Origin of the sequence: Parabacteroides leei (assembly GCF_023369805.1) — a bacterium.
GTDB lineage: Bacteria > Bacteroidota > Bacteroidia > Bacteroidales > Tannerellaceae > Parabacteroides > Parabacteroides leei.
Genome location: NZ_JAMBQG010000029.1, coordinates 1 through 19570, shown reverse-complemented (window position 1 = coordinate 19570; position 19570 = coordinate 1). Strand labels below are relative to the sequence as shown.

The following is a 19570-nucleotide window of genomic DNA, read 5'->3' as shown; positions in this document are numbered from 1 at the left end:
GCGGCTTTTCACAAACCGACATCCCGCAACTGCAAGTAAAGATAATCAGAAAAGAAGAAATTATTTTTTGGACTCTTCCAGAGAGAGCTTGCGGAACTCCTTCATCAATTTTTCCAATTCCAACGAAGCTTTGCGGGCACGAGTACCTGCGGCCTTGTTATTCTTTTCAATCTGAAGCGCAGCATCTGTAGAAAATGCGGCATATACATCCTGTATTTGAGTCAACAATTCGTTCATATAAATCTTTATTTAATTAATAATCGGTACAAAAATAACGAAAATAATCAAGAATGAAAATGATTCTGTAGTTTTATTATTCAAAATGACATTCAATTCCCCTTTCACATAATCCTTCCAACAATCATACGTTTCATCGCTTACGGCACAGATATTCATTCAAATCCTTATAACCGGCATATTCCTGTGAAAGGTCATGTACGTGGCCGCCATATTTTTCTTTCATCGCCATCATCGTACTATTTCCAGCAGTATCATTATCCAGACAACTGTAAATGTCATCATATCGTGAAAGAAAGGGAAAAGCCTTCGGCAAGTTGCTGACGGAGTTCAGCACCAGGCAATCCCCCTTCGGCCAAAGAGGAAAGGCCGGCTCAAAAGACAGATAGTCCATAAATCCCTCGAACACATAACACCTGCCCGTTTCCTGTCCATTCGTGACGCAAGTAATATCCTTGGGGGAGATACAAGCCTTAAAAAACCTGTTCCGCACCTCATACCCACCGGAAATATTGGGAAAGGCAATGGCAAAATAATTTTTTCCGTTCCGCTTGAAAGAAGCCTCCCGGCATATTTTCCCCGCCGTTTCCACATCAATGCACCGTTCCTTCAGATAAGCAAGCAATATGCGGTTGGCAAGTGGCCTGATTCTCAACTCCTGAAAGGCGGGCATCGCCTCTTCAGCAGGACAGGAAATTGTAATCGGTTTCAAAACCGCCCTTTTATCTTCAATACACCGCAGTACATGACTTATATCATCTGTCCGGTAAATTTCCTTAGCCAGGGTAATAATATCCCCGCCCTTCCCCAGACCGAAATCATACCACAATTCTTTCCGAAAGTCAACTTTGAAGGATGCCTCTTTTTCTGTCCGGAAAGAAGACTTGTACCACACACTGTTCCCGCGTTGTATGACCGGGTGATGCCCCAGTCCTCCTAAAAAATCAACAAGCCTGATTTTCTTTGCTTCCTGTATGTTCATAGCATGACATTTTTCATGAACCGACTCACTGTTACTACACAAGACAAAGAACAGATTAATACCTGGAATGAGAAAAACAAAGTCGTCAGATGTCATCAAAAGTCGTCAGATAACATGTGGCAATAGAACCGACAGGCTACATTACCTCTAAAAATGACCAACCGCACAACTTTATCACACAGTACGCAGCCCTCCTGTTGCTTATCCCTCCAAATCCATTTTTTTACGCGGATGCTTGGAAGACAAATATCTTCTTTTCCTTTTTATATTCTATATTTATAACAAAATTATGAGTGAATTTATTAATTAAGGATAAAAAGATACTTTTAGTTACATATTAGCCCTCGCTTTTTCCAATATATCCAATTTGAATTTATTGAAAGGATATTTATAAATCTCATCTCTTCTCAAATGAAATCCCCAATCATCAAATTCTTTTTTTATTAAACTGGCTGGTATGGATAACATATTCAAATAATCAAAATAAGTGTCAGGATACCTGTTTAATTTTCGAATTATGGAAATTACAGTCTCCCGATTCTGTATTGTATTATATCGACCATTCAGGTTTAACAATGCATTATAACCAACTTCTTTATCTCCAGCTGTTAATATATCCACATCGCTGTTTTCCGCATTTTCCCAGTGGGACTTTAAGTTGTAATCAAAGAAAAAATTCCTATCTTGATACTCGTATGGATTGATTATACGCATTGAGGTTAAGCTTGCATCCCCTTTATTTGATGTAACATCTTTATTACTCTTATGCTGAACATCGTTACAAGAAGGACAGCTTGGTATCAAATTATAAAAAGATAATCCCAACATTGGGTAAATTTCTTTGGGGTAAAAATGATCCAATACTCCTTTTTCTGTCTGAGACAACGCTGTTGCAGGAGTATAATGGATATCTGCCATATTGCAATAAGGACAGGTTCCCACTTGGCTTTGTCGGTAAAAACCATCCTTATTAAATATATCATCTTCATATCCAAAAATAATGAAGATATGATAAAGGATACGGTTCAATTTCTTTTCAGGGTTAAAAGCATCCGGATGCAGTTGTGAGATTATATCTCTTAATTTATCCGGATGGGATACTATAAGCTCCTTCAAGTTTTCTTCATTAGACAAATGCCTCAATAAATCTTCGCAAAGTTTATCTCCATGAATAGCTATTTTTACTTTCCTCATTATTCTATGCTTACCCGATAGAAAATGATGAATATCAGCCAATAAACGTTCTTTTACATCATTGAAATGCTGCAACGCTAATCTTTCTGTATTTTTAGTTATTTTCAGTGGATACATTATTTCCCAATTTTTTATCAAGAATATTTTTAAGAAAGGTATCACCAACCAATTTGACGTATTTATTAAGATTCCTCTGATTAATTTGAGTTTGTCCGTAACAAACGGACATATCAAAAGAGGCATCGTTCATTATCTTATCCATTAAACTATTAATAACCTCATAGGACACTTTTCCAATAGCACTTTCCTTTAGGAAAAAACTGAAACGAAGGAGGTCATACATATTGGCTCCAAAAGATTCTTTCAGTTTCTCTTTTACTTCTGACGTGACAGACTTGCCTTGTTCTAAAAAAAGAATATTTTCCATTGGAATATCACTAAGCACAAATGGTGAATGGGTAACAAGCAATATGTCTATCCTAAAATTCTTATCAATATTAAGTTTGTTCAAATACTCAATTAAAGTAGCTATTAAAACACGCTGATATTCAGGATGATAATACTGTTCTATTTCTTCCAAAATTATCTGTACACAATTATACGGCTTTCGATTTTCAGCATATTTTATGGTATATATATTATGCACATGATACAATATCGAGCTCATTGAGTAAACCAATTGTCTTTCTCCTGAACTCAAATCAGTTATATTAACAACTCCATGTCGCCCTTTATCCGTTCTATAAGATAAATAAAAACTGGTCTTGAAGATTGGCGGAGGTAACAAATACATAATTTTATCTATCTGAACAGATGAATCCGACCTTTTCTTTAAGAAAGGTTCCAAATCGCTCCAATAATATCTCCCTTCACGATAATAAGGGTCATCCAAATAATAAAGAATCTGATGAATCTTCAATGTTATATGACTTTCATCCTTTATTAACATAGTCACAACTTCATCAAATGGGTTTTCTTTTTTAGAGTTGTCCTTGAAATAGACTTGGAAGAAGGAGTATTTAACAAGGATGGACATTGTTTTATAGACAAGGTATTGATAGCAATATTCTGAATATTCATTGTTTTTGTTAAGAAACGAAAATCTTTTTACCCAAGCCTCCTTGATTGATTTTTCCATATCCTCCCAGCTCATATCCTTTATTTCAGCCAAATAGGGATAATAGTCTTTTATCGCATGTTTGATTTTTTGCGATACACCATCTTTATCCAATTTGATTGCAAAAGATTTAATGTCATAATCAGGATGAAAACGAATAGAGTGGTAAAGCTTGAAATAAGAAAAAAAGGCTATGGAACGTTGTTCTGCCAGTTCGGTTTCTACATTGATATCAATATTACCTCGTTCTCTGAAAGGATTCAAAACAATAGGCGTTCTGTAACCGTCATTTTTATGGAAAAGGGCTTCTATCCAAAACTTTTTCTTATATCTACCCATGATTTCAGACTGATATTCCTGTGAGTTATAGGCATAATGTGAGTAATTAATGACAATCGTATAAAATAGAGATTGTAAATCCTCACTATTTTTTCCCATTATATTGCCACGTTCATCTGTCCATGAAAAGCTATCGTTAGAAATTGTAATTTTATAAATGACATTGTCCTTTTCATAATATAATTCAGCATTCAAGCGTCTTACGGGAACCAATGACTCAGCAGCGTATGTTCCGGATTGTTCTCCTAATATATAAAAAGACAAATTATTTATAATCCGGATAATTAATTCTACGATTGTACTTTTTCCACTACCGTTCATTCCGACAATAGCATGCAGACTAATATTGGATGCATATAAATTATCCGGAACTTGCTGTTCACTTTTTATCACTTTCTCATCTTTAAATTCATAATTATTGTAAAATGTATAAAAAGTATCAGACTTTAAGTTCTTTATTACATGTTTATTACATCCTTTCAATGGTCGTACACCAATGATTTTAAATGTTTTCATATACTTTCTTGTTATTCAAATTATGTAATGAGCGATACAATCAACGTGTTGTGATACGATTCGTCTTGTCATTTGCAATAAATGCTTAATTCATTAAATTACAAGCACCGACATCACTTTATACCCTTCATGTCTTCCTGCAACAAAACTAGCGAAATTTCCTAAAATTATAAATATATACAGCAAAATTTCATATTGCCTCTTTAAAAAAAATCAATAAAGATTTGCGGCAATCGAACCTTTTGCTTATCTTTGCGGCGTCAAAGAGATAATGATTGTTGAATTGATAAAGAAAAGCAATGAATTTAGTGTAAGGCTAATTCAATGGCTTTCATAAAAGATAAAGCAAGAATGTGCAGTCATTCAAGGAATTAGAATAAACCAAAGCAAAAGGTTCGATTCCTGGTGGCACCACTCAAAACTCAGTATAGTTTTGCGAAATCCCTGAAAATGAAACATTTCAGGGATTTTCTTTTTCCCCTAATCCGCATATTTTTGGCAGAATTACGCACTTCCGTAGTGCTAAATCGTGGACAATTTTAGTCTTGAAAGAAATGTCCACGAATTGTACTCTAAGTCGTTGATTGTCTTATCGTTTAAATCTTGCTATTCTGCACGATTCAGTAACTTTAAACATTAATTTTTGAAGTATGAAACGACAGACTTTCAACGTGCTGTTCTTCATCCGCAAAACAAGAACAGTAAAGTCAGGTGAGACACCTATCATGTTGCGGATAACAATTCAAGGTCAATTAGCTGAAATGCAGCTAAAAAGAACCGTTAAGCCTGAACTTTGGTCGCAAGCTAAAGAACGGTGTACAGGTAAAGACGCTAAATCTGTAGAGGTAAACCGCTATCTTGAATCGGTAAAACTACGCTTGTACGATATTCATCGAACTTTGGAAGATGAAAATAAACTAATCAATCCTATGGAGATTAAAAGGCGTTTTCTTGGACTGGATGAAAAGCACCTGATGTTCTTTGAAGTTTTTCAAGAACATAATGACAAATGCCGTGAACTGATTGGCAAGGATTACGCCAAAGTAACGATCTCCCGCTTTGATACTTGTCTAAGGTATTTCAAAGAAATGGCTTTGAAAAAGTATCATCTAAAGGATATTCCCATGAAAGAAATAAGCCATGCCATCATTCAGGACTATATTCACTTCCTGAAAGCTCAAAAGGACTTGCAGGAAAATACGGTAATTCGTTATATGAAAGTGGTGAAGAAAATCACCAATATGGCATTAGCTAATGACTGGATGGAGAAAGACCCATTTATCAACATCCGTTTTCATGAGCAGGAAGTACACAAGGAGTTCCTGACCAAAGAGGAATTAGAGATCATGCAAAATAAAGTATTTGATATTCCCCGATTGGATTTAGTACGTGATATTTTTCTATTCCAATGCTGGACTGGTTTAGCTTTCATTGATGTATCTGAATTAAAACCCGAACACCTTGTACCGGACAATCAGGGAAATTTGTGGATAAGGAAAGCCAGACAGAAAACGAAGATCATGTGTAACATTCCTCTATTAGATATTCCTTTAAAGATATTAGATAAATACAAAGGGCATCCACTGGCGAAAAAGAAAGATACATTATTGCCCGTGCCATGCAACCAAAAAATGAATAGTTACCTGAAAGAAATTGCTGATTTCTGCGGAATTAAAAAGAGTTTGAGCACGCACACCGGACGGCACACATTTTCGACCGTTATTGCCTTAGCGAATAATGTATCACTGGAAAATGTAGCTAAAATGCTCGGTCATACCAATACAAAAATGACACAGCGATATGCCAAAGTATTGGATCAAAGTATTCTTCGGGATATGCAGAATGTACGAGAAAATTTCTCTACTAAAACAAACTAAATACATACATATGGCTATCTAGAAAATTGAAGATAGATAGCCATTGTATCTTGCTCAATAATTATCATGTAATCATTGCATTATCCATTCATCTTTTATATCTTTACCAAAACAAATAATAAGATATGGTTAATAAGAAGACACTTGATAGGGCTGTTTATCATTATTGCGGAGAAGTTGTAAACCAAAATATATTGCAACGTAAAACTGTAAAGTGGAACCAAAATGGTAATTTCAATAAATATCGTTGGGATTATCCTGCCACAGCTGTGGCATGTAGTTGTTATGACAATCCTGTTCTTATTGAAAAAGATTATTCACGTGGTGTAAAATCTTCGCACTTAGCTCTAATATTAGCCAACAAACTACGTTTACTGGGAACAATTGGAGAAAAGAGTAATATTTGTAATTTCATAATTGGTAGATGCGCAGAGCCACATGCAGCCAATAAAATAATCAAGAAAACTGGTTGCAAGGATCTAGCAAACATTTATTTTAGCGTAGCCATGCGTCCTAGGACTCGTGAGATAATTGAATACTGTAATAACTGTAAATCGACATTTCCCAGCTTATGAAACTTCGCAAAGAGTATACAACAACAAGAGATATTGATTGGTTTTGTCGCATAAATAATATTTGGATTCATGCAGCATCAGCAGGTGGAGAACTCCCCAACAAAGTTAACAACAATAAGAGTTTACCGCGTATCCAATATCTTGTAAGTCAGTTGCCTGATATTTTTGATGTTGAACAGCTACTATTCAATGAATCATTCTTATATTCTAGATTCAACAACTCTGAAAATAGACAAGAGCAAGAAAGTAACTACTTAAATTCCTTTATATCAATGGCTAAAAAAGGGTTTTCTTCATTTGATAGAACCAATCTAGGAAATATTTTTGATAATAAATATCACTTTGTCGTCAGACCAAAAAACGAATTTATATTGCAAGTTGATTTTGAATTATTGTTAGAACACATACCATCATATACAATATTAGAAGCAGATATACTAAATCTGCAAATCGTTGATATGGATTTACCTAAACTAATAAACAAGCAAAGCAGATAACTCACTGTTTAACGGAGTATTATATCCATTTAATATTTAGCAAATACAATAAATATAAAATTACTCTATACCATAGGCTAAACATAACCTATCTTCTAAAACCTTCCTAATATCCGATTCACGGAACAGCACTTTACCAGGAAGCTGAATAAAAGGGAAGATACCATCATCCCGATAATACTGCAAAGTTCTACGGCTAATTTTTAGGATAGAACAAAGTTCTTCACTTGTCAGATATCGTTCCCCTTCAAAGACAGGCTTATTATTTTTCAATGCATATTCAATATAAGATAAAGCCCTATCTAACGATTGCAATAATTTTTGGCTATCTTCATTCGTGTACAAATCCATAAGCAATTATTCTTTAGTGGTTACTTTTATTCTGCCTAATTCTAACAGACTTTTTACTTCAGCAATTTTATAATATACTTTCTTGCCAACGGTCGAAAAAGAAAGTTTGCCCCTCTCCCGTAAAGTCTGTAAGGTTCGCAGAGAAATATTTAAGGAAGCTGCCAATGTCTTACCCTCTATCCATTCTTTCTCAATACACATATCAAAGGAAGATAAAGAGCCACTATCTGCCAATGATATAATCTGTTCCAGTTTCTTTCTAAAAGAATCAAAGGAAACTCTTTCTATTGCTACTATATCCATATATAAATCAATGTTTGATATTTTCATGACGGCAAATGTATAGAGAAAAACAAGTGAAAGATTAAACTGTCTATCAACGTCTTCAATTATCACCTAATTACCGACTTCATTTACTTATTATTGAGTAAAACAAAGAAAATAAAAGAAGAAAACTTTGCATGTTTCCAATAAGTAACATATATTTGTTCCCGAATAGTAACACCATGTAAAATGAAAGAGAAAAGCATAACTGGAGAAAGAGATCGGGAAGCCACCGAAAAGCGATTATTAGACACCATCGGCAAGATGATTGCCGAAGATGGCTTTGAGAAAATCGGCATTAATGCCATAGCAGCCCAATCAGGTGTTTCAAAGATATTGATATACCGTTATTTTGGTTCGGTAGAGGGACTTATGGCTGCTTACATACGGCAACATGATTTTTGGATCAATTTTCCACTTGAATATCCCAGTCGTGAAGAACTACCTGCATTCGTGAAAGGTATGTTCCAAGGACAGATTGAGCAACTAAGGAATAATCCTACTTTGAAAAGACTATATCGCTGGGAACTATCTTGCAACAATGATATGATTGTAAAGCTAAGAGAGCAACGGGAAAAAGTAGGAACAGACCTTGTAGAGAAAGTAAGCGAGCTAACAGGACATCCACAAAAGGAGATTGCAGTAATGGCTTCTATGCTGACTGCATCTATTACTTATCTAGTGATGCTGGAAGATTTTTGTCCGGTCTATAATGGCATTCCTCTGAATGAGAATTCGGGATGGGAACAGATAAACGAAGGAATTGAAGTCTTTATAAATAAGGTATTTCAAAATGAGAACTGATTTCATACAAATAGCCAGTTATGCTTCCAAAGCTCCTTCGGGACATAACACACAGCCTTGGAAGTTTCACATTACGGATGATACTATTACGATTGTCCCCAACTTAGAGGTAGCATTACCTGTCGTTGATGGAAACAATCGGGAGTTATTTATCAGTTTAGGCTGTGCTGTCGAAAACTTATGCATCGCTGCCAGCTATTTTGGTTACACTACTTATATAATAGAATGCAGCATAGAAGCGATTATTATTGAATTAAGAAAGAATGACCTCACAATTGAAGATTCTCTATTCCATCAAATTGAGAAGCGGCAAACAAACCGCAATATCTATAATGGGAATAAAATGTCAAATGAAATTCTACAACAACTTCAATCCATTCCAAAGGAAAATGGCATTCAATTCTACTTCACTGAAATAGATACGCCATTTGCAGATACAATAACCGAGTACATAATGAAAGGAAATGAAATTCAAATGGCTGATATTGCTTTCAAGAATGAATTGCTTTCGTGGATGAGGTTTAATAAAAAACAAGTTGAAGCTACACATAACGGACTAAGTTATTTAGTTTTCGGGAATCCGCCACTTCCCGGAATATTAGCACGTCCCATAGTTAGCTTATTCTTAAAGCCCAATGTGCAAAACAAATCGGATAGAAAGAAAATAGATTCTTCTTCGCATTTTATTGTATACACCACGCAACAAGATACATTCAAAGAGTGGATTAACTTGGGGCGAACTCTCCAACGCTTTCTATTAAAAGCAACTGAGATCGGGATTTCTTATGCTTTCCTTAATCAGCCGTGCGAAGTTGCAGCATTAGCTTCTGACTTACGAGAGAAATTACCTGTTAATAAGGAATACCCGACATTAATAATGAGAATTGGTTATGCAAAGCAAATCCCCTATTCTCCCCGTCAGGAGATTAAAACATTATTAATCTAATATTTTTTTACTTATCATGTTCCCGATTAGTAACAACAATAAAATAACAATTTAATAAAACTAACATGAAGAAAATGGGATTGACATTGATTTATTTATGGCTTATCAGCCTTTGTTCCTGCCAACAGGAATTGATTGAGTATGAGAAAGGAGATGTAAAAGTATACATCGAACAGGGTGAACAATGGTTACATGATTTTCCTTTGTTCTTAGGTATCAACAAGAAGAACCCACCTCAAATTGCTATCTGGTTGGAAGATACACAAGGGAATTATCTTTCAACAGTTTATGTAACTCACAAGATTGCCACTCAATCATGGCAAGCATCGGGAGGAAACCGACGGAAAGAAGCTCTACCTCATTGGTGTCATTCACGTGGGATAAAATACGATGATGGACTTTATTTGCCCACAAAGAAAGAACCATTAACAGATGGCATATCAGGAGCAACGCCACATGGGAGTTTTGATATTAAATTAAGTCCGACAGCAGCTTTAAAGAAATTCGTAGTAAAAATAGAAATCAATCACTCTACCGATTTCAATGAAGCCTTTCCCAAATCAGCCAAAGAAGGAGAAGCCAATTATTCTGGTGGTAAAGAAGGAAGTGGACAACCAGCAATTGTATATACTGCCAATGTCGATTTACTGTCAGGGGAAAAGTCATTTGAAGCAAATTTGATTGGACATAGTAGTCCTGATGGAAGTTCGAGAGAGATCAATGAAGATACATCCGAACTGACAACAGCTTTACACATTGTAAAACGCATAACTGTAACGATCCAATGAAAAAGATTATTCTATTAATTATAGCAAGCTGTACTGTTGCAATGGCAACAGCACAAAAGAGAGAACACTTCACTTTTGCGACAAGTGTAGGAACAGGGATTGACATGAGCGAGCCAGCAGCTACCCCTTTTACATGGCAGGTTCTGGGTTATTATGCCATCAACAAACGGTTCTCTGTCGGTATCGGTACAGGATTATCTATTTATGAGAAAGCACTGATCCCGCTATTTGCTAATGCGAAATTCACAATCACAAAACCAAGAAAATTCACTCCTTATATAGAATGTGGCGTTGGATATAGTTTTGCACCAGACAAAAATGCGAATGGAGGTTTTTATCTGAATCCATCTATTGGGATACAATATTCTGTTTGCGGAGATAAGAAGTTATTCTTTGCATTAGGGTATGAATCGCAAAAACTCGAACGAGTGAAAGCAAAAGAACAACCATTGTACACAGCCGAGTTTGCAGAAAAATTAAGCCATAACGCTATTTCAGTAAAGATTGGATTCATTTTTTAAAGGTATATAGAAATCATTCAGCAACATGTAACAGGCTTTGGTCTGATTATTAATACTCATTAATTATTAAAAACTTCATGCCTATGAATGATTTATCAAAAACGAGGATTATCATCTTATTGACTGATGCCTCACAAAAAGTAACTAACACAGAAATGCAAGATGCTTATGACGAATTTATCAGGTGCATAGTAACTATTAGCAGTTCAAAAGATTACTCCAACATCTTTCGGATGCTGAATCTCACTCGTATTGAGATAGCACCCTTAAAAGAGCTATATCAGTGCGAGCAGGGGGAAAAATGCCCTTAAAAATTCTTACATCTACAAAGTGTTGGCTATTATCAATGTAGAATTAGAACTATTAAGTCTAAAAATTAAGCATCCCGAATCATTTGAGTCTCTCACCTCACCAACATTCGAATCAGAACTGTATGTAATCCCTAAGTCAAATGACTTGGGGATTATTGGTATTGCTGAAATAGTAATAGGTTTATTTTATTTAGGTGAAATAGTCGGAAAAGACGGAAAGCCCGTCCCATTAGTACGTTTGGCTCACGGCTTTGAAGTACTTTTCAATTTAAAATTTGGAAGTATATATGATAAACTGGATGCTATCTTTATTCGTAAACCATTCAATCTAACCAAAACATTAGATGCTCTAAAGAATGCAATTAACAAAGAAGCCCGTAAACGTGCTAATAAACATTAGACAAAATGGTCTTATAAATCTCTTATTTACAGATATTTGAATTTCACTTTCAGGGGAGTAGGTAACTACTCCTCTTTTTCTGATTCTCTATTCTGCCGATTTTTGCATCATCAATCGATTGACATTCATAATGTATCACTAAAAAATGAAGCAAAATGTATATAGACAACGAGAACTTTGAAAAATGGATGGAGAAGCTATCCAAGAAACTTAATGAAATAGGGAAAGATTTAAAATCCCTAATCAATACCGATAAAGTATTAGATGATAATGAAAAGATACTTGACAATCAGGATTTAGCCTTTCTTCTGAAAGTATCTTTCCGAACCCTTCAACGTTATAGAGTAAGCGGGCAACTACCTTTCTTTACCATCGGAAAGAAAACTTATTATCGTACTGGTGATATTCGATCTTTCGTTCGTGAACGTGCCGATTTCCAAACCTACAAACAGTTTGAAAAAGCCAATCAATTAGAGAATCAGCCCTGAAAGCAAAAGGTAGCAAATTAAGGAATGAAGCATTACTATTCCTACTTTATGCTACCACCCTAATTTAGCTGAAACAGCTACGCCTTCCGGCTTCGCACGTTTCGCAAAATTGAGCAAGAGGGAACTGGACAAGTCCTGTTCTTCCCTCTTGCTCTGCGAGGCAAAGCCTTCGGCTTTAGCGTGTTACAAGAACACGCTGTAATGACACCTGTAATAAGCATTTTCTTTGCAACGCTTATTATCAAGTATTTAGCCATTCATATTTCTATAAAAAAGTAATTACCATGCCAAATAACAGTCGGAAAACGATATTCACTACCATTTCTATAGACAAGGAAACGGCAGCTTTGGTAGAAAAGATATGCAAACGCTATTCACTGAAAAAGAGTGAAGTTGTAAAGTTGGCGTTCGGGTATATAGATAAGGCACATATCAACCCATCCGAAGCACCTGAATCCGTAAAATCGGAACTGGCGAAAATAAATAAGAGACAGGATGATATTATTCGCTTCATCCGTCACTATGAAGAAGAACAACTGAATCCCATGATACGGGCAACAAACTCTATCGCTTTGCGTTTCGATGTTATCGGCAAAACTCTGGAAACTCTTATTCTCTCACAAATAGAAATCAGTCAGGAGAAGCAAACAGCCGTATTGAAAAAGTTGAGTGAACAGTTCTGCAATCATGCCGATGTGATAAACAACCAATCCAAACAGATAAATGCACTTTATCAGATACACCAACGGGACTATAAGAAACTACTCTACCTAATACAACTCTATTCTGAACTTTCCGCTTGTGGCGTGATGGATAGTAAACGAAAAGAGAGCCTAAAATCAGAAATCATCAATCTGATGAATACATAGAGCCATGCACATCGATTTTGCCCCACCATCCAACGGAACATATAATAATGCTGGCAGTAGCCGACAGCTAGCTAATTATTTAGAACATGAAGATTTAGAACGGATGGAAAAGGGTATCTATACCGAAAGCTTTTTCAATCTGACAGATGATAACATCTACAAATCAAAAGTTATTAATAGTATAGATAACAATATCGGGCAACTGCTGAAAACAGATGCTAAGTTTTTCGCTATTCATGTCAGTCCATCGGAAAAGGAACTGCAAGCGATGGGAAGTACCGAACAGGAAAAAGCCGAAGCCATGAAACGATATATTCGGGAGGTGTTTATACCTGAATACGCTAAGAACTTCAACAAAGGGTTATCCGAGGTGGATATAAAGTTTTTCGGCAAGATTCATTTTGACCGTAGCCGTTCCGACAACGAACTTAATATGCACTGCCATTTGATTGTGAGCCGAAAAGACCAAACTAATAAAAAGAAACTATCACCACTAACCAATCATAAGAATACAAAGAACGGAATAATAAAAGGTGGCTTCGACCGTGTGAATCTGTTCCAGCAGATAGAACAGGGGTTTGATAAGCTATTCAATTACAACCGCCAACTTTCAGAATCATTCGATTACCACAACATAATGAAGAATGGCTCTACATCCGAACAACTTTATACACATGTACGAGGAATTCAAGTCTGTGAAAGGAAAGTGAAAATCAATCAACAAAATCTACTATCGGTTAATCTTAAAAACACGAAAGCAAGTGATCTAACCCTCAGTCAAAAAAAATATCAAGAAGCTGATTTATTTATTTCTTTGGCTTCACAAAGCGCACGTTACTTACAAAAAGCAGATGCAACAAAGAAACAGAAAATCAAATTCAAAAGAAGATACAAGCGTTAATAGTCAATTCCAATAAAGATACATAAAAAAGAAAACCTAACAATATCATGGTTCACAGCTTTTTTGTTATATTTGCAATATTCATACACTTCATCAATTAAGAAACTGAAAAATGGCAGAAATTGGTTATTTACATTTGTCTGATTTACATATCGGTGAAAAACATCAAAAAGGATTAATATCTCAAGCAAAAAGAATTCTGTTTGATGATATAAGTTATATAATTCCTAAAATAGGGAAAATTGATATTGTATTTTTTACTGGTGATTTAGTACAAAAAGGAAGCTGTGATGAATTTGAATTATTGGAGTCGTTTCTAATAGATTTATGGGATTTGTTTAGGCAAAATAATCAAAATCCATATTTGGTTTGTGTGCCAGGAAATCATGATTTAGAGCGAGTTGGTAATGGTTATAATCCAATTCAAAAAGTTTTATCAAATTGGCTTAATGAAAAAGAAATAAAGGAAGAATATTTCTGGAATAATCCTAATGATTATATAGAATTTATCAATCAAAGATTTCAAAATTATTTAAATTGGTACAAAAACACCTCTATCAAAAAGGCAGAAGATATCCATTGGGGATATGTACCAGGAGATCATTACTGTTCTATTACTGTGGATGGTCTAAAACTAGGATTGGTCGGACTTAATTCTTCATTTTTACAACTCTATGCAGGAGATGCAAGAAATAAGATTGGAATATATAATAAGCAAATAAATAGCTTATTTGAAGAACATTATTTAGAATGGATAGGCATGCATGATATTTCAATTTTGCTAACGCATCATTCTTCAGATTGGTTTGAAAAAAAATCCTTTGATGATTTTAATCAAGAAATTTTTTGCGATAATAGTTATATTGAACACTTGTGTGGCCACATGCATGAACCTTTATATAATTCAACCTCAATAAATGGTTTTCCAGCTAAAAAATATTGGATTTCTCCATCATTATTTGGATTAGAATATTTTGGCGAGCAAGAAAATAGAATTCACGGTTACACTGCTGGAATATATAATATTGAACAGGAAAAAATAACAAAAACGACTTGGCCTAGAATTTCTATACGTACCAAAAATGGAACTTTAAAAATTGTACAAAATGATGAATTTAACTTGGATAAAGATACTGCTTCACTAAAAGAAATACTTCGAGATTCTCTAAAGTCAACAAATTCTATTTTAGTTGAAAAAACTAATGAATTACCTGTGGCTTCTGTAAGCAAAATTGAAGAAAAATCCGGAAATCTTTTCGGTAATAAGATATTAAAAAATAGTTGTTTGTCTAGAACTATATACAAGGAACTTCATTCTCATTTCAATATTAGGTCGCAAGAAAGAAATAAGGCAATTTGTTATTTAACATCTCATAACTTCTGTTGGATAACAACAAAATTTGGATTAGGAGAAGATGAATTCATTGGATCTATTTTAAGTCAATCTGATATTAATTCAGCAAACTGCTTTTCAATTAATTGTGATGAAGTTGCAAATATAGAAGATTTGATAGAATTATTTCCAAAAATATTTTCTTTAAAAGCTACTAATTTCTTTGATGTTATAAATGAAATTGATCGTCCACTATTAGTTTTCAATAAGATAAACGAAAATTTAGCACATAATGCTGCTGATTTAAAGAGTTTTTTGCAGACAATATTTGATTTCTGTCCAGCACTTAAAATTATTATCATTTCTGATATTATTCCTAATATTCGCTCTTTTGATTACGTTGAGTTATATTCTTTGGATATCCCAGCTTTAAAACAGTACATTGAACATTCTCAAGAAATACATAGTTCATTTACATTCCTTGAATATGAGAAAATACATAGAATTTCAAGCGGTATACCATTTTATATAGACAGGGTTATTGAGCAATTAATGTTTCGTCCATTATCCGATATTAGTGATATGGAATTCGAATTGCTACCTAATAGTGACAGTGATAATTTTCTCCCAGAATCAGTAAAAAATACGATCAACTATTTATGTCAAAATGATGATAAACAAGATAATCGCAGGTTTGCATTGTTGTCGATTATATCTTTATTGCATAATGGAGAAACATTTGAACGTATTAGACGATTTGATCCAACTAGACCTTTTTACCCTGATGATATATCATATCTATTAAAAAACAAGTTAATTGAAACAATACAAGTTAATTCTATATTTGAGAACAAACAAGAAGATAGCGATCTTGTAAAAATAATAAAAGTTTCTAGAACTATAAGAGACTACATATCTTCCTTGCTAACAGACTCTGATAAAAATGAGATCTACAAAATGGCATGTAATTTGTATTTAGGGCATAATTGGAGAAGTTCTGTCAAATTAATTCCATCTAAAGATATAGAGTTAGATATTATAATCTATCAGAATATTCAAATCGCGATTAAATTTATCTTATCTTATAGTATAGAAGATAATAATGAACTAGAAACTCAAAGAATCGCAGGAGTATCCTTGTCTCTTATTGAATATTATTCAAGAAGAGGAGCGTATAAAGATGCAATATTATTAGCAGAAGAAACCTTGTTATCAATCAAGAATCTTGCATTTGAGGGGTTAGATACCATTGAAGTGCATCTTACTAAAAGTTTAGGTGAGAATCTTAGAATGAGTTCATTCCGTAGCAAAGCTGTTTCAATATTAAAATCAATATGCGATGATGAAAAGAACAGTTTGAACAAGAAAGAAAGAAATGACATAAGACTTTCTATAGCATATGCTTATGATTCTGAGGATAATGAGGAAGAGGCTATAAAATATGCCAATCTTATAAAGAAAAATGAAACGGATAAAAATAGTAGCATATATTTGGCAGCAGAATCTGTAATAGCTGGTTTTATTGTGGATAAAAATCTTAGAATAAATAAATTAAACTCGATCAAGTCTAAAGCTGAGAAATTGGGTTATTCCACTTTGAAAGCAAATATAATATTAGAAATTTGTAGGTTAAGTAAAGATGAAAATCAGCTAAGGCAATTAGATAAAGTTATCACTGAATCCCGAAAAGATGTGTACAATAAAATCAGAGCAATAGTTTTAAAGTCTGAAATTATATTACAAACAAAAAAAATTGAAGAAATTACAGAAAGTGATTTGTTAGGATTAAATATTGCATATAGCTACACATTCTATCAACGTCTGAAACCCTTATTGAATAAATGTCACAAATTAGTTTGGCAATATTGGGACAAACAAAATCAATTTGATCAATTGCTTAACTTATTTAGATATTCATCTTTCGTTTGGAGATTATGTAACGCAACAGAAGAAGAATTAGCTTATATAAATAAGCTACAGAGTAATTTGGAATTTATTGATTGGTATGAGAAAAATAGAAATAGTATCAACAGCATATATTATGAGCAAAGAGTTTTCGCTTTATACAATAAAAATTCAATTAGTAGATAGATAAGATTATACGTAATTAAAAAAATAACTATCTTTGTCCCCGTATTCTCCATGAGCAAACTACCGCAAAAGTACGTAGCAAATTAGTGGGATAAATCATGGGATATGCTTGAAGCTAAAAATATAAAGTTTTAAATATCAGCATGGTAACTCTGCAAGGAGAATCCCAAGCGATATATAAACAATGAGATATTTGAAAAAAAATCGTTCTTATAGCGAGCAAAACGATAAAACATAATCGTGTGCTAAATCATGTGGATTTCCGAATGGAAGAAACTATAAAACGGTGATAATCAAAAGAGAGAAGATAATAGTTCTCTTGCTGGTGGCACCACTGAAAATCAAGCAGTTACATTTATTTGTAACTGCTTTTTTCATTCCAGCCTCACAGATCTTTTATTTAAAACTTACAAGATAGTTACAATTTCATTCTTATCTTTTCGAGTCGTAAAGCGTTCCGGTTGTTCTTTAATATACCCTAAGGAGATTATAGCTACCGGATATTCTCCTGATGATAACCGGAAGTTCGTTTTAAATAAATTCAAGTCAAAGTTACAGACCCAGCAGCTGCCTAGTCCCACTGCTGTTGCTGCCAGACAAATATGTTCCGTAGCAATGGCAGCATCAATATCAGCATGATTCTTATTATCCGATTTGCGTACCCAAGCCTTCGTTTCATCAGTACAGATAACAATATAAGCAGGCGCATTTGCAAACCACTCTCTATCATAGCACTGACGGAGCTTCTGTTTCTGCTCTTCACTAATGATAACCATAAAATGCCATGGTTGATAATTAACTGCAGAAGGAGCCAATCGCGCACATTCAATGATATAATCTATTTTAGACTGTTCGATCTTATCTGCACTATAATTTCTTGCAGAAAAACGTTTTTTAGAAAGTTCTAAGAAATCCATATCTTACTTATTTTCTTTAATGTTTGGAACAAAGTTATACAACTTAAATTTCATCTCCCGGCTCTGCATAAATCTCATACTTAAAATAATCTTTAAAATATTTGTCATAGCATTTTAGTAATACTATTTTTGACTTTGGAGTCAACCAAATACATTGAGGATATGCATTCTCTTTTTTGTAAGTAAATATTTTATTATATTTTTCTACAAGAGTATCATCCGTAAAATCATAAATGGGAGATGAATATAAAGAACTTATATAATCGAAAAGTATTTTCTCACTTTTCAATATAAATGCCTGTTCATCCAGATTACCGTTTAACAAAAGAGACAATCCCACAGATGGAGTATCCTGATGCATATCTTGAAAGGTCACAATATCCCTATCCTTAAAAAGAACATCTACATATCCAGTGCCATGTCCGATAGAACCTTTTATATCTTTCCAATTGTATCCTAAAAAGTCTTTATCATCTGTTATTTTTATAAGTAATGTATCACTTTTGTAAATAAGTTTATCCTCCTTGTATCCTAACAGGAAAGTTTCATATTCACCTGGGAAGAAAAAGTTATGAGACCATTTAAAACTAAAACTAGAACTAAAATCTGTTCTTTCAAAAATTTTATAACTACCATCCAAGCCTGAAACCTTCCAGACTACAGAATCATAATGCGCACGTAAGTCCGAAAGCATAATAATCCCTTCTGTCTGTATCTGAAACTCCATTAAATCAAATATGTTCTTCTGATCCGTATTCACATACAGATTCAATACAGGCATATCGTTTTCATTTTCTATATTATCTTTATCGCCATTATTATCTCCATCATTATTGTCTGGAATATTATCATCTATCTCAGAGCAAGAAAAGAAAAACAATGTAGTAAACACTAAATAAAGCCACTTTTTCATACTTAAAATATTATTCAGATTACAATACAGATGATAAATGTAGCAAATATATCCAAAAGACATCCAATAAATTACTAATTTTGCAATATATTCTTTTAAAGTATATAACACTTCCGAAAAATCAGACTACTACCTATTAATAAATAATACACTTGTATTTATAACCATAGAACAACCAAAACTAATCAGAAATATCCGAGTGTAAATCTTTAATTACCAGCATATTCTAAAATTTAACACTTTTCGGTTGCCATTTGTCGCTTCCCAAATTTCCACATA

21 protein-coding genes are annotated in these 19570 nt (G+C 33.9%); 13 read left to right on the top strand and 8 right to left on the bottom strand.

Going from position 1 to position 19570, the window contains the following annotated elements; all coding sequences use genetic code 11:
- Positions 1 to 60: 60 nt before the first annotated feature.
- The 4 genes from M1P97_RS24720 to M1P97_RS24705 form a co-directional block, all read right to left on the bottom strand.
- Positions 61 to 237 carry a histone H1 gene (locus tag M1P97_RS24720; protein WP_057279579.1) on the bottom strand — a complete coding sequence of 59 codons (177 nt, stop codon included), beginning with the start codon at positions 235 to 237 and terminating at the stop codon, positions 61 to 63.
- 133 nt (positions 238 to 370) lie between these two features.
- Positions 371 to 1219, bottom strand: a complete 849-nt coding sequence (locus M1P97_RS24715; RefSeq protein ID WP_249390479.1) for a toprim domain-containing protein — start codon at positions 1217 to 1219, stop codon at positions 371 to 373.
- 330 nt (positions 1220 to 1549) lie between these two features.
- The gene (locus M1P97_RS24710; RefSeq protein ID WP_237475964.1) at positions 1550 to 2530 is read right to left on the bottom strand and encodes an HNH endonuclease family protein; all 981 of its coding nucleotides are present in this window, start codon (positions 2528 to 2530) and stop codon (positions 1550 to 1552) included.
- The gene (locus M1P97_RS24705) at positions 2508 to 4385 is read right to left on the bottom strand and encodes an AAA family ATPase (RefSeq protein ID WP_237475965.1); all 1878 of its coding nucleotides are present in this window, start codon (positions 4383 to 4385) and stop codon (positions 2508 to 2510) included. Before M1P97_RS24705 ends, M1P97_RS24710 begins: the two co-directional genes overlap by 23 nt.
- A gap of 650 nt (positions 4386 to 5035) precedes the next feature.
- Between M1P97_RS24705 and M1P97_RS24700 the strand changes: the two genes are divergently transcribed.
- The 3 genes from M1P97_RS24700 to M1P97_RS24690 all read left to right on the top strand — a co-directional run bounded on the left by M1P97_RS24700 (position 5036) and on the right by M1P97_RS24690 (position 7334).
- Positions 5036 to 6262 (top strand): site-specific integrase, encoded by a 1227-nt coding sequence (locus M1P97_RS24700; protein WP_249390478.1) that lies wholly within the window; start codon positions 5036 to 5038, stop codon positions 6260 to 6262.
- A 125-nt stretch (positions 6263 to 6387) separates the two neighbouring features.
- Entirely contained in the window at positions 6388 to 6837 is a 450-nt protein-coding gene (locus M1P97_RS24695; protein WP_249390477.1) for a hypothetical protein, read from the top strand.
- Positions 6834 to 7334 carry a hypothetical protein gene (locus tag M1P97_RS24690; protein WP_249390476.1) on the top strand — a complete coding sequence of 167 codons (501 nt, stop codon included), beginning with the start codon at positions 6834 to 6836 and terminating at the stop codon, positions 7332 to 7334. Before M1P97_RS24695 ends, M1P97_RS24690 begins: the two co-directional genes overlap by 4 nt.
- 60 nt (positions 7335 to 7394) lie before the next feature.
- On the opposite strand, the gene M1P97_RS24685 is transcribed toward M1P97_RS24690, so the two are convergent.
- On the bottom strand, positions 7395 to 7685 hold the full coding sequence (locus M1P97_RS24685; protein WP_249390475.1) for a helix-turn-helix domain-containing protein: 291 nt from the start codon (positions 7683 to 7685) through the stop codon (positions 7395 to 7397).
- A gap of 6 nt (positions 7686 to 7691) precedes the next feature.
- On the bottom strand, positions 7692 to 7988 hold the full coding sequence (locus M1P97_RS24680; RefSeq protein WP_249390474.1) for a helix-turn-helix domain-containing protein: 297 nt from the start codon (positions 7986 to 7988) through the stop codon (positions 7692 to 7694).
- 210 nt (positions 7989 to 8198) lie between these two features.
- Here M1P97_RS24680 and M1P97_RS24675 point away from each other — a divergent pair, with 210 nt between their 5' ends.
- The 10 genes from M1P97_RS24675 to M1P97_RS24630 all read left to right on the top strand — a co-directional run bounded on the left by M1P97_RS24675 (position 8199) and on the right by M1P97_RS24630 (position 17461).
- The gene (locus tag M1P97_RS24675) at positions 8199 to 8813 is read left to right on the top strand and encodes a TetR/AcrR family transcriptional regulator (RefSeq protein WP_249390473.1); all 615 of its coding nucleotides are present in this window, start codon (positions 8199 to 8201) and stop codon (positions 8811 to 8813) included.
- Positions 8803 to 9759 (top strand): Acg family FMN-binding oxidoreductase, encoded by a 957-nt coding sequence (locus M1P97_RS24670; protein ID WP_249390472.1) that lies wholly within the window; start codon positions 8803 to 8805, stop codon positions 9757 to 9759. The genes M1P97_RS24675 and M1P97_RS24670 overlap by 11 nt, the downstream gene beginning before the upstream one ends.
- Before the next feature lie 65 nt (positions 9760 to 9824).
- Positions 9825 to 10547 (top strand): DUF2271 domain-containing protein, encoded by a 723-nt coding sequence (locus M1P97_RS24665; RefSeq protein ID WP_249390471.1) that lies wholly within the window; start codon positions 9825 to 9827, stop codon positions 10545 to 10547.
- The gene (locus M1P97_RS24660; RefSeq protein ID WP_249390470.1) at positions 10544 to 11068 is read left to right on the top strand and encodes a hypothetical protein; all 525 of its coding nucleotides are present in this window, start codon (positions 10544 to 10546) and stop codon (positions 11066 to 11068) included. Before M1P97_RS24665 ends, M1P97_RS24660 begins: the two co-directional genes overlap by 4 nt.
- An 83-nt stretch (positions 11069 to 11151) precedes the next feature.
- Positions 11152 to 11379, top strand: coding sequence for a hypothetical protein (locus tag M1P97_RS24655; protein WP_249390469.1), 228 nt, complete (start codon positions 11152 to 11154; stop codon positions 11377 to 11379).
- Between the two features lie 19 nt (positions 11380 to 11398).
- Positions 11399 to 11779: an RteC domain-containing protein gene (locus M1P97_RS24650; protein ID WP_249390468.1), complete on the top strand. Its 381-nt coding sequence runs from the start codon at positions 11399 to 11401 to the stop codon at positions 11777 to 11779.
- Positions 11780 to 11934: 155 nt separating this feature from the next.
- Positions 11935 to 12267: a helix-turn-helix domain-containing protein gene (locus M1P97_RS24645; protein ID WP_249390467.1), complete on the top strand. Its 333-nt coding sequence runs from the start codon at positions 11935 to 11937 to the stop codon at positions 12265 to 12267.
- A gap of 284 nt (positions 12268 to 12551) precedes the next feature.
- Positions 12552 to 13136 carry a BfmA/BtgA family mobilization protein gene (locus M1P97_RS24640; RefSeq protein ID WP_249390466.1) on the top strand — a complete coding sequence of 195 codons (585 nt, stop codon included), beginning with the start codon at positions 12552 to 12554 and terminating at the stop codon, positions 13134 to 13136.
- A gap of 4 nt (positions 13137 to 13140) precedes the next feature.
- Positions 13141 to 14037 carry a DUF5712 family protein gene (locus M1P97_RS24635; protein WP_249390465.1) on the top strand — a complete coding sequence of 299 codons (897 nt, stop codon included), beginning with the start codon at positions 13141 to 13143 and terminating at the stop codon, positions 14035 to 14037.
- A gap of 112 nt (positions 14038 to 14149) precedes the next feature.
- Entirely contained in the window at positions 14150 to 17461 is a 3312-nt protein-coding gene (locus M1P97_RS24630) for a metallophosphoesterase family protein (RefSeq protein WP_249390464.1), read from the top strand.
- Positions 17462 to 17868: 407 nt separating this feature from the next.
- Here M1P97_RS24630 and M1P97_RS24625 read toward each other — a convergent pair whose 3' ends face one another.
- Together M1P97_RS24625 and M1P97_RS24620 are read right to left on the bottom strand one after the other, a co-directional pair.
- Positions 17869 to 18378 carry a nitroreductase family protein gene (locus M1P97_RS24625; protein WP_195375411.1) on the bottom strand — a complete coding sequence of 170 codons (510 nt, stop codon included), beginning with the start codon at positions 18376 to 18378 and terminating at the stop codon, positions 17869 to 17871.
- A gap of 43 nt (positions 18379 to 18421) precedes the next feature.
- A complete protein-coding gene (locus M1P97_RS24620) occupies positions 18422 to 19291 on the bottom strand; it encodes a hypothetical protein (RefSeq protein WP_249390463.1) in 870 nt (289 codons plus the stop codon).
- Positions 19292 to 19570: the final 279 nt, after the last annotated feature.

Excerpts from the sequence above, each read along its gene's own strand:
- M1P97_RS24720 (WP_057279579.1), bottom strand. The coding sequence starts at position 237 with ATGAACGAATTGTTGACTCAAATACAGGATGTATATGCCGCATTTTCT.
- M1P97_RS24715 (WP_249390479.1), bottom strand. The coding sequence starts at position 1,219 with ATGAACATACAGGAAGCAAAGAAAATCAGGCTTGTTGATTTTTTAGGA.
- M1P97_RS24710 (WP_237475964.1), bottom strand. The coding sequence starts at position 2,530 with ATGTATCCACTGAAAATAACTAAAAATACAGAAAGATTAGCGTTGCAG.
- M1P97_RS24705 (WP_237475965.1), bottom strand. The coding sequence starts at position 4,385 with ATGAAAACATTTAAAATCATTGGTGTACGACCATTGAAAGGATGTAAT.
- M1P97_RS24700 (WP_249390478.1), top strand. The coding sequence starts at position 5,036 with ATGAAACGACAGACTTTCAACGTGCTGTTCTTCATCCGCAAAACAAGA.
- M1P97_RS24695 (WP_249390477.1), top strand. The coding sequence starts at position 6,388 with ATGGTTAATAAGAAGACACTTGATAGGGCTGTTTATCATTATTGCGGA.
- M1P97_RS24690 (WP_249390476.1), top strand. The coding sequence starts at position 6,834 with ATGAAACTTCGCAAAGAGTATACAACAACAAGAGATATTGATTGGTTT.
- M1P97_RS24685 (WP_249390475.1), bottom strand. The coding sequence starts at position 7,685 with ATGGATTTGTACACGAATGAAGATAGCCAAAAATTATTGCAATCGTTA.
- M1P97_RS24680 (WP_249390474.1), bottom strand. The coding sequence starts at position 7,988 with ATGGATATAGTAGCAATAGAAAGAGTTTCCTTTGATTCTTTTAGAAAG.
- M1P97_RS24675 (WP_249390473.1), top strand. The coding sequence starts at position 8,199 with ATGAAAGAGAAAAGCATAACTGGAGAAAGAGATCGGGAAGCCACCGAA.
- M1P97_RS24670 (WP_249390472.1), top strand. The coding sequence starts at position 8,803 with ATGAGAACTGATTTCATACAAATAGCCAGTTATGCTTCCAAAGCTCCT.
- M1P97_RS24665 (WP_249390471.1), top strand. The coding sequence starts at position 9,825 with ATGAAGAAAATGGGATTGACATTGATTTATTTATGGCTTATCAGCCTT.
- M1P97_RS24660 (WP_249390470.1), top strand. The coding sequence starts at position 10,544 with ATGAAAAAGATTATTCTATTAATTATAGCAAGCTGTACTGTTGCAATG.
- M1P97_RS24655 (WP_249390469.1), top strand. The coding sequence starts at position 11,152 with ATGAATGATTTATCAAAAACGAGGATTATCATCTTATTGACTGATGCC.
- M1P97_RS24645 (WP_249390467.1), top strand. The coding sequence starts at position 11,935 with ATGTATATAGACAACGAGAACTTTGAAAAATGGATGGAGAAGCTATCC.
- M1P97_RS24640 (WP_249390466.1), top strand. The coding sequence starts at position 12,552 with ATGCCAAATAACAGTCGGAAAACGATATTCACTACCATTTCTATAGAC.
- M1P97_RS24635 (WP_249390465.1), top strand. The coding sequence starts at position 13,141 with ATGCACATCGATTTTGCCCCACCATCCAACGGAACATATAATAATGCT.
- M1P97_RS24630 (WP_249390464.1), top strand. The coding sequence starts at position 14,150 with ATGGCAGAAATTGGTTATTTACATTTGTCTGATTTACATATCGGTGAA.
- M1P97_RS24625 (WP_195375411.1), bottom strand. The coding sequence starts at position 18,378 with ATGGATTTCTTAGAACTTTCTAAAAAACGTTTTTCTGCAAGAAATTAT.
- M1P97_RS24620 (WP_249390463.1), bottom strand. The coding sequence starts at position 19,291 with ATGAAAAAGTGGCTTTATTTAGTGTTTACTACATTGTTTTTCTTTTCT.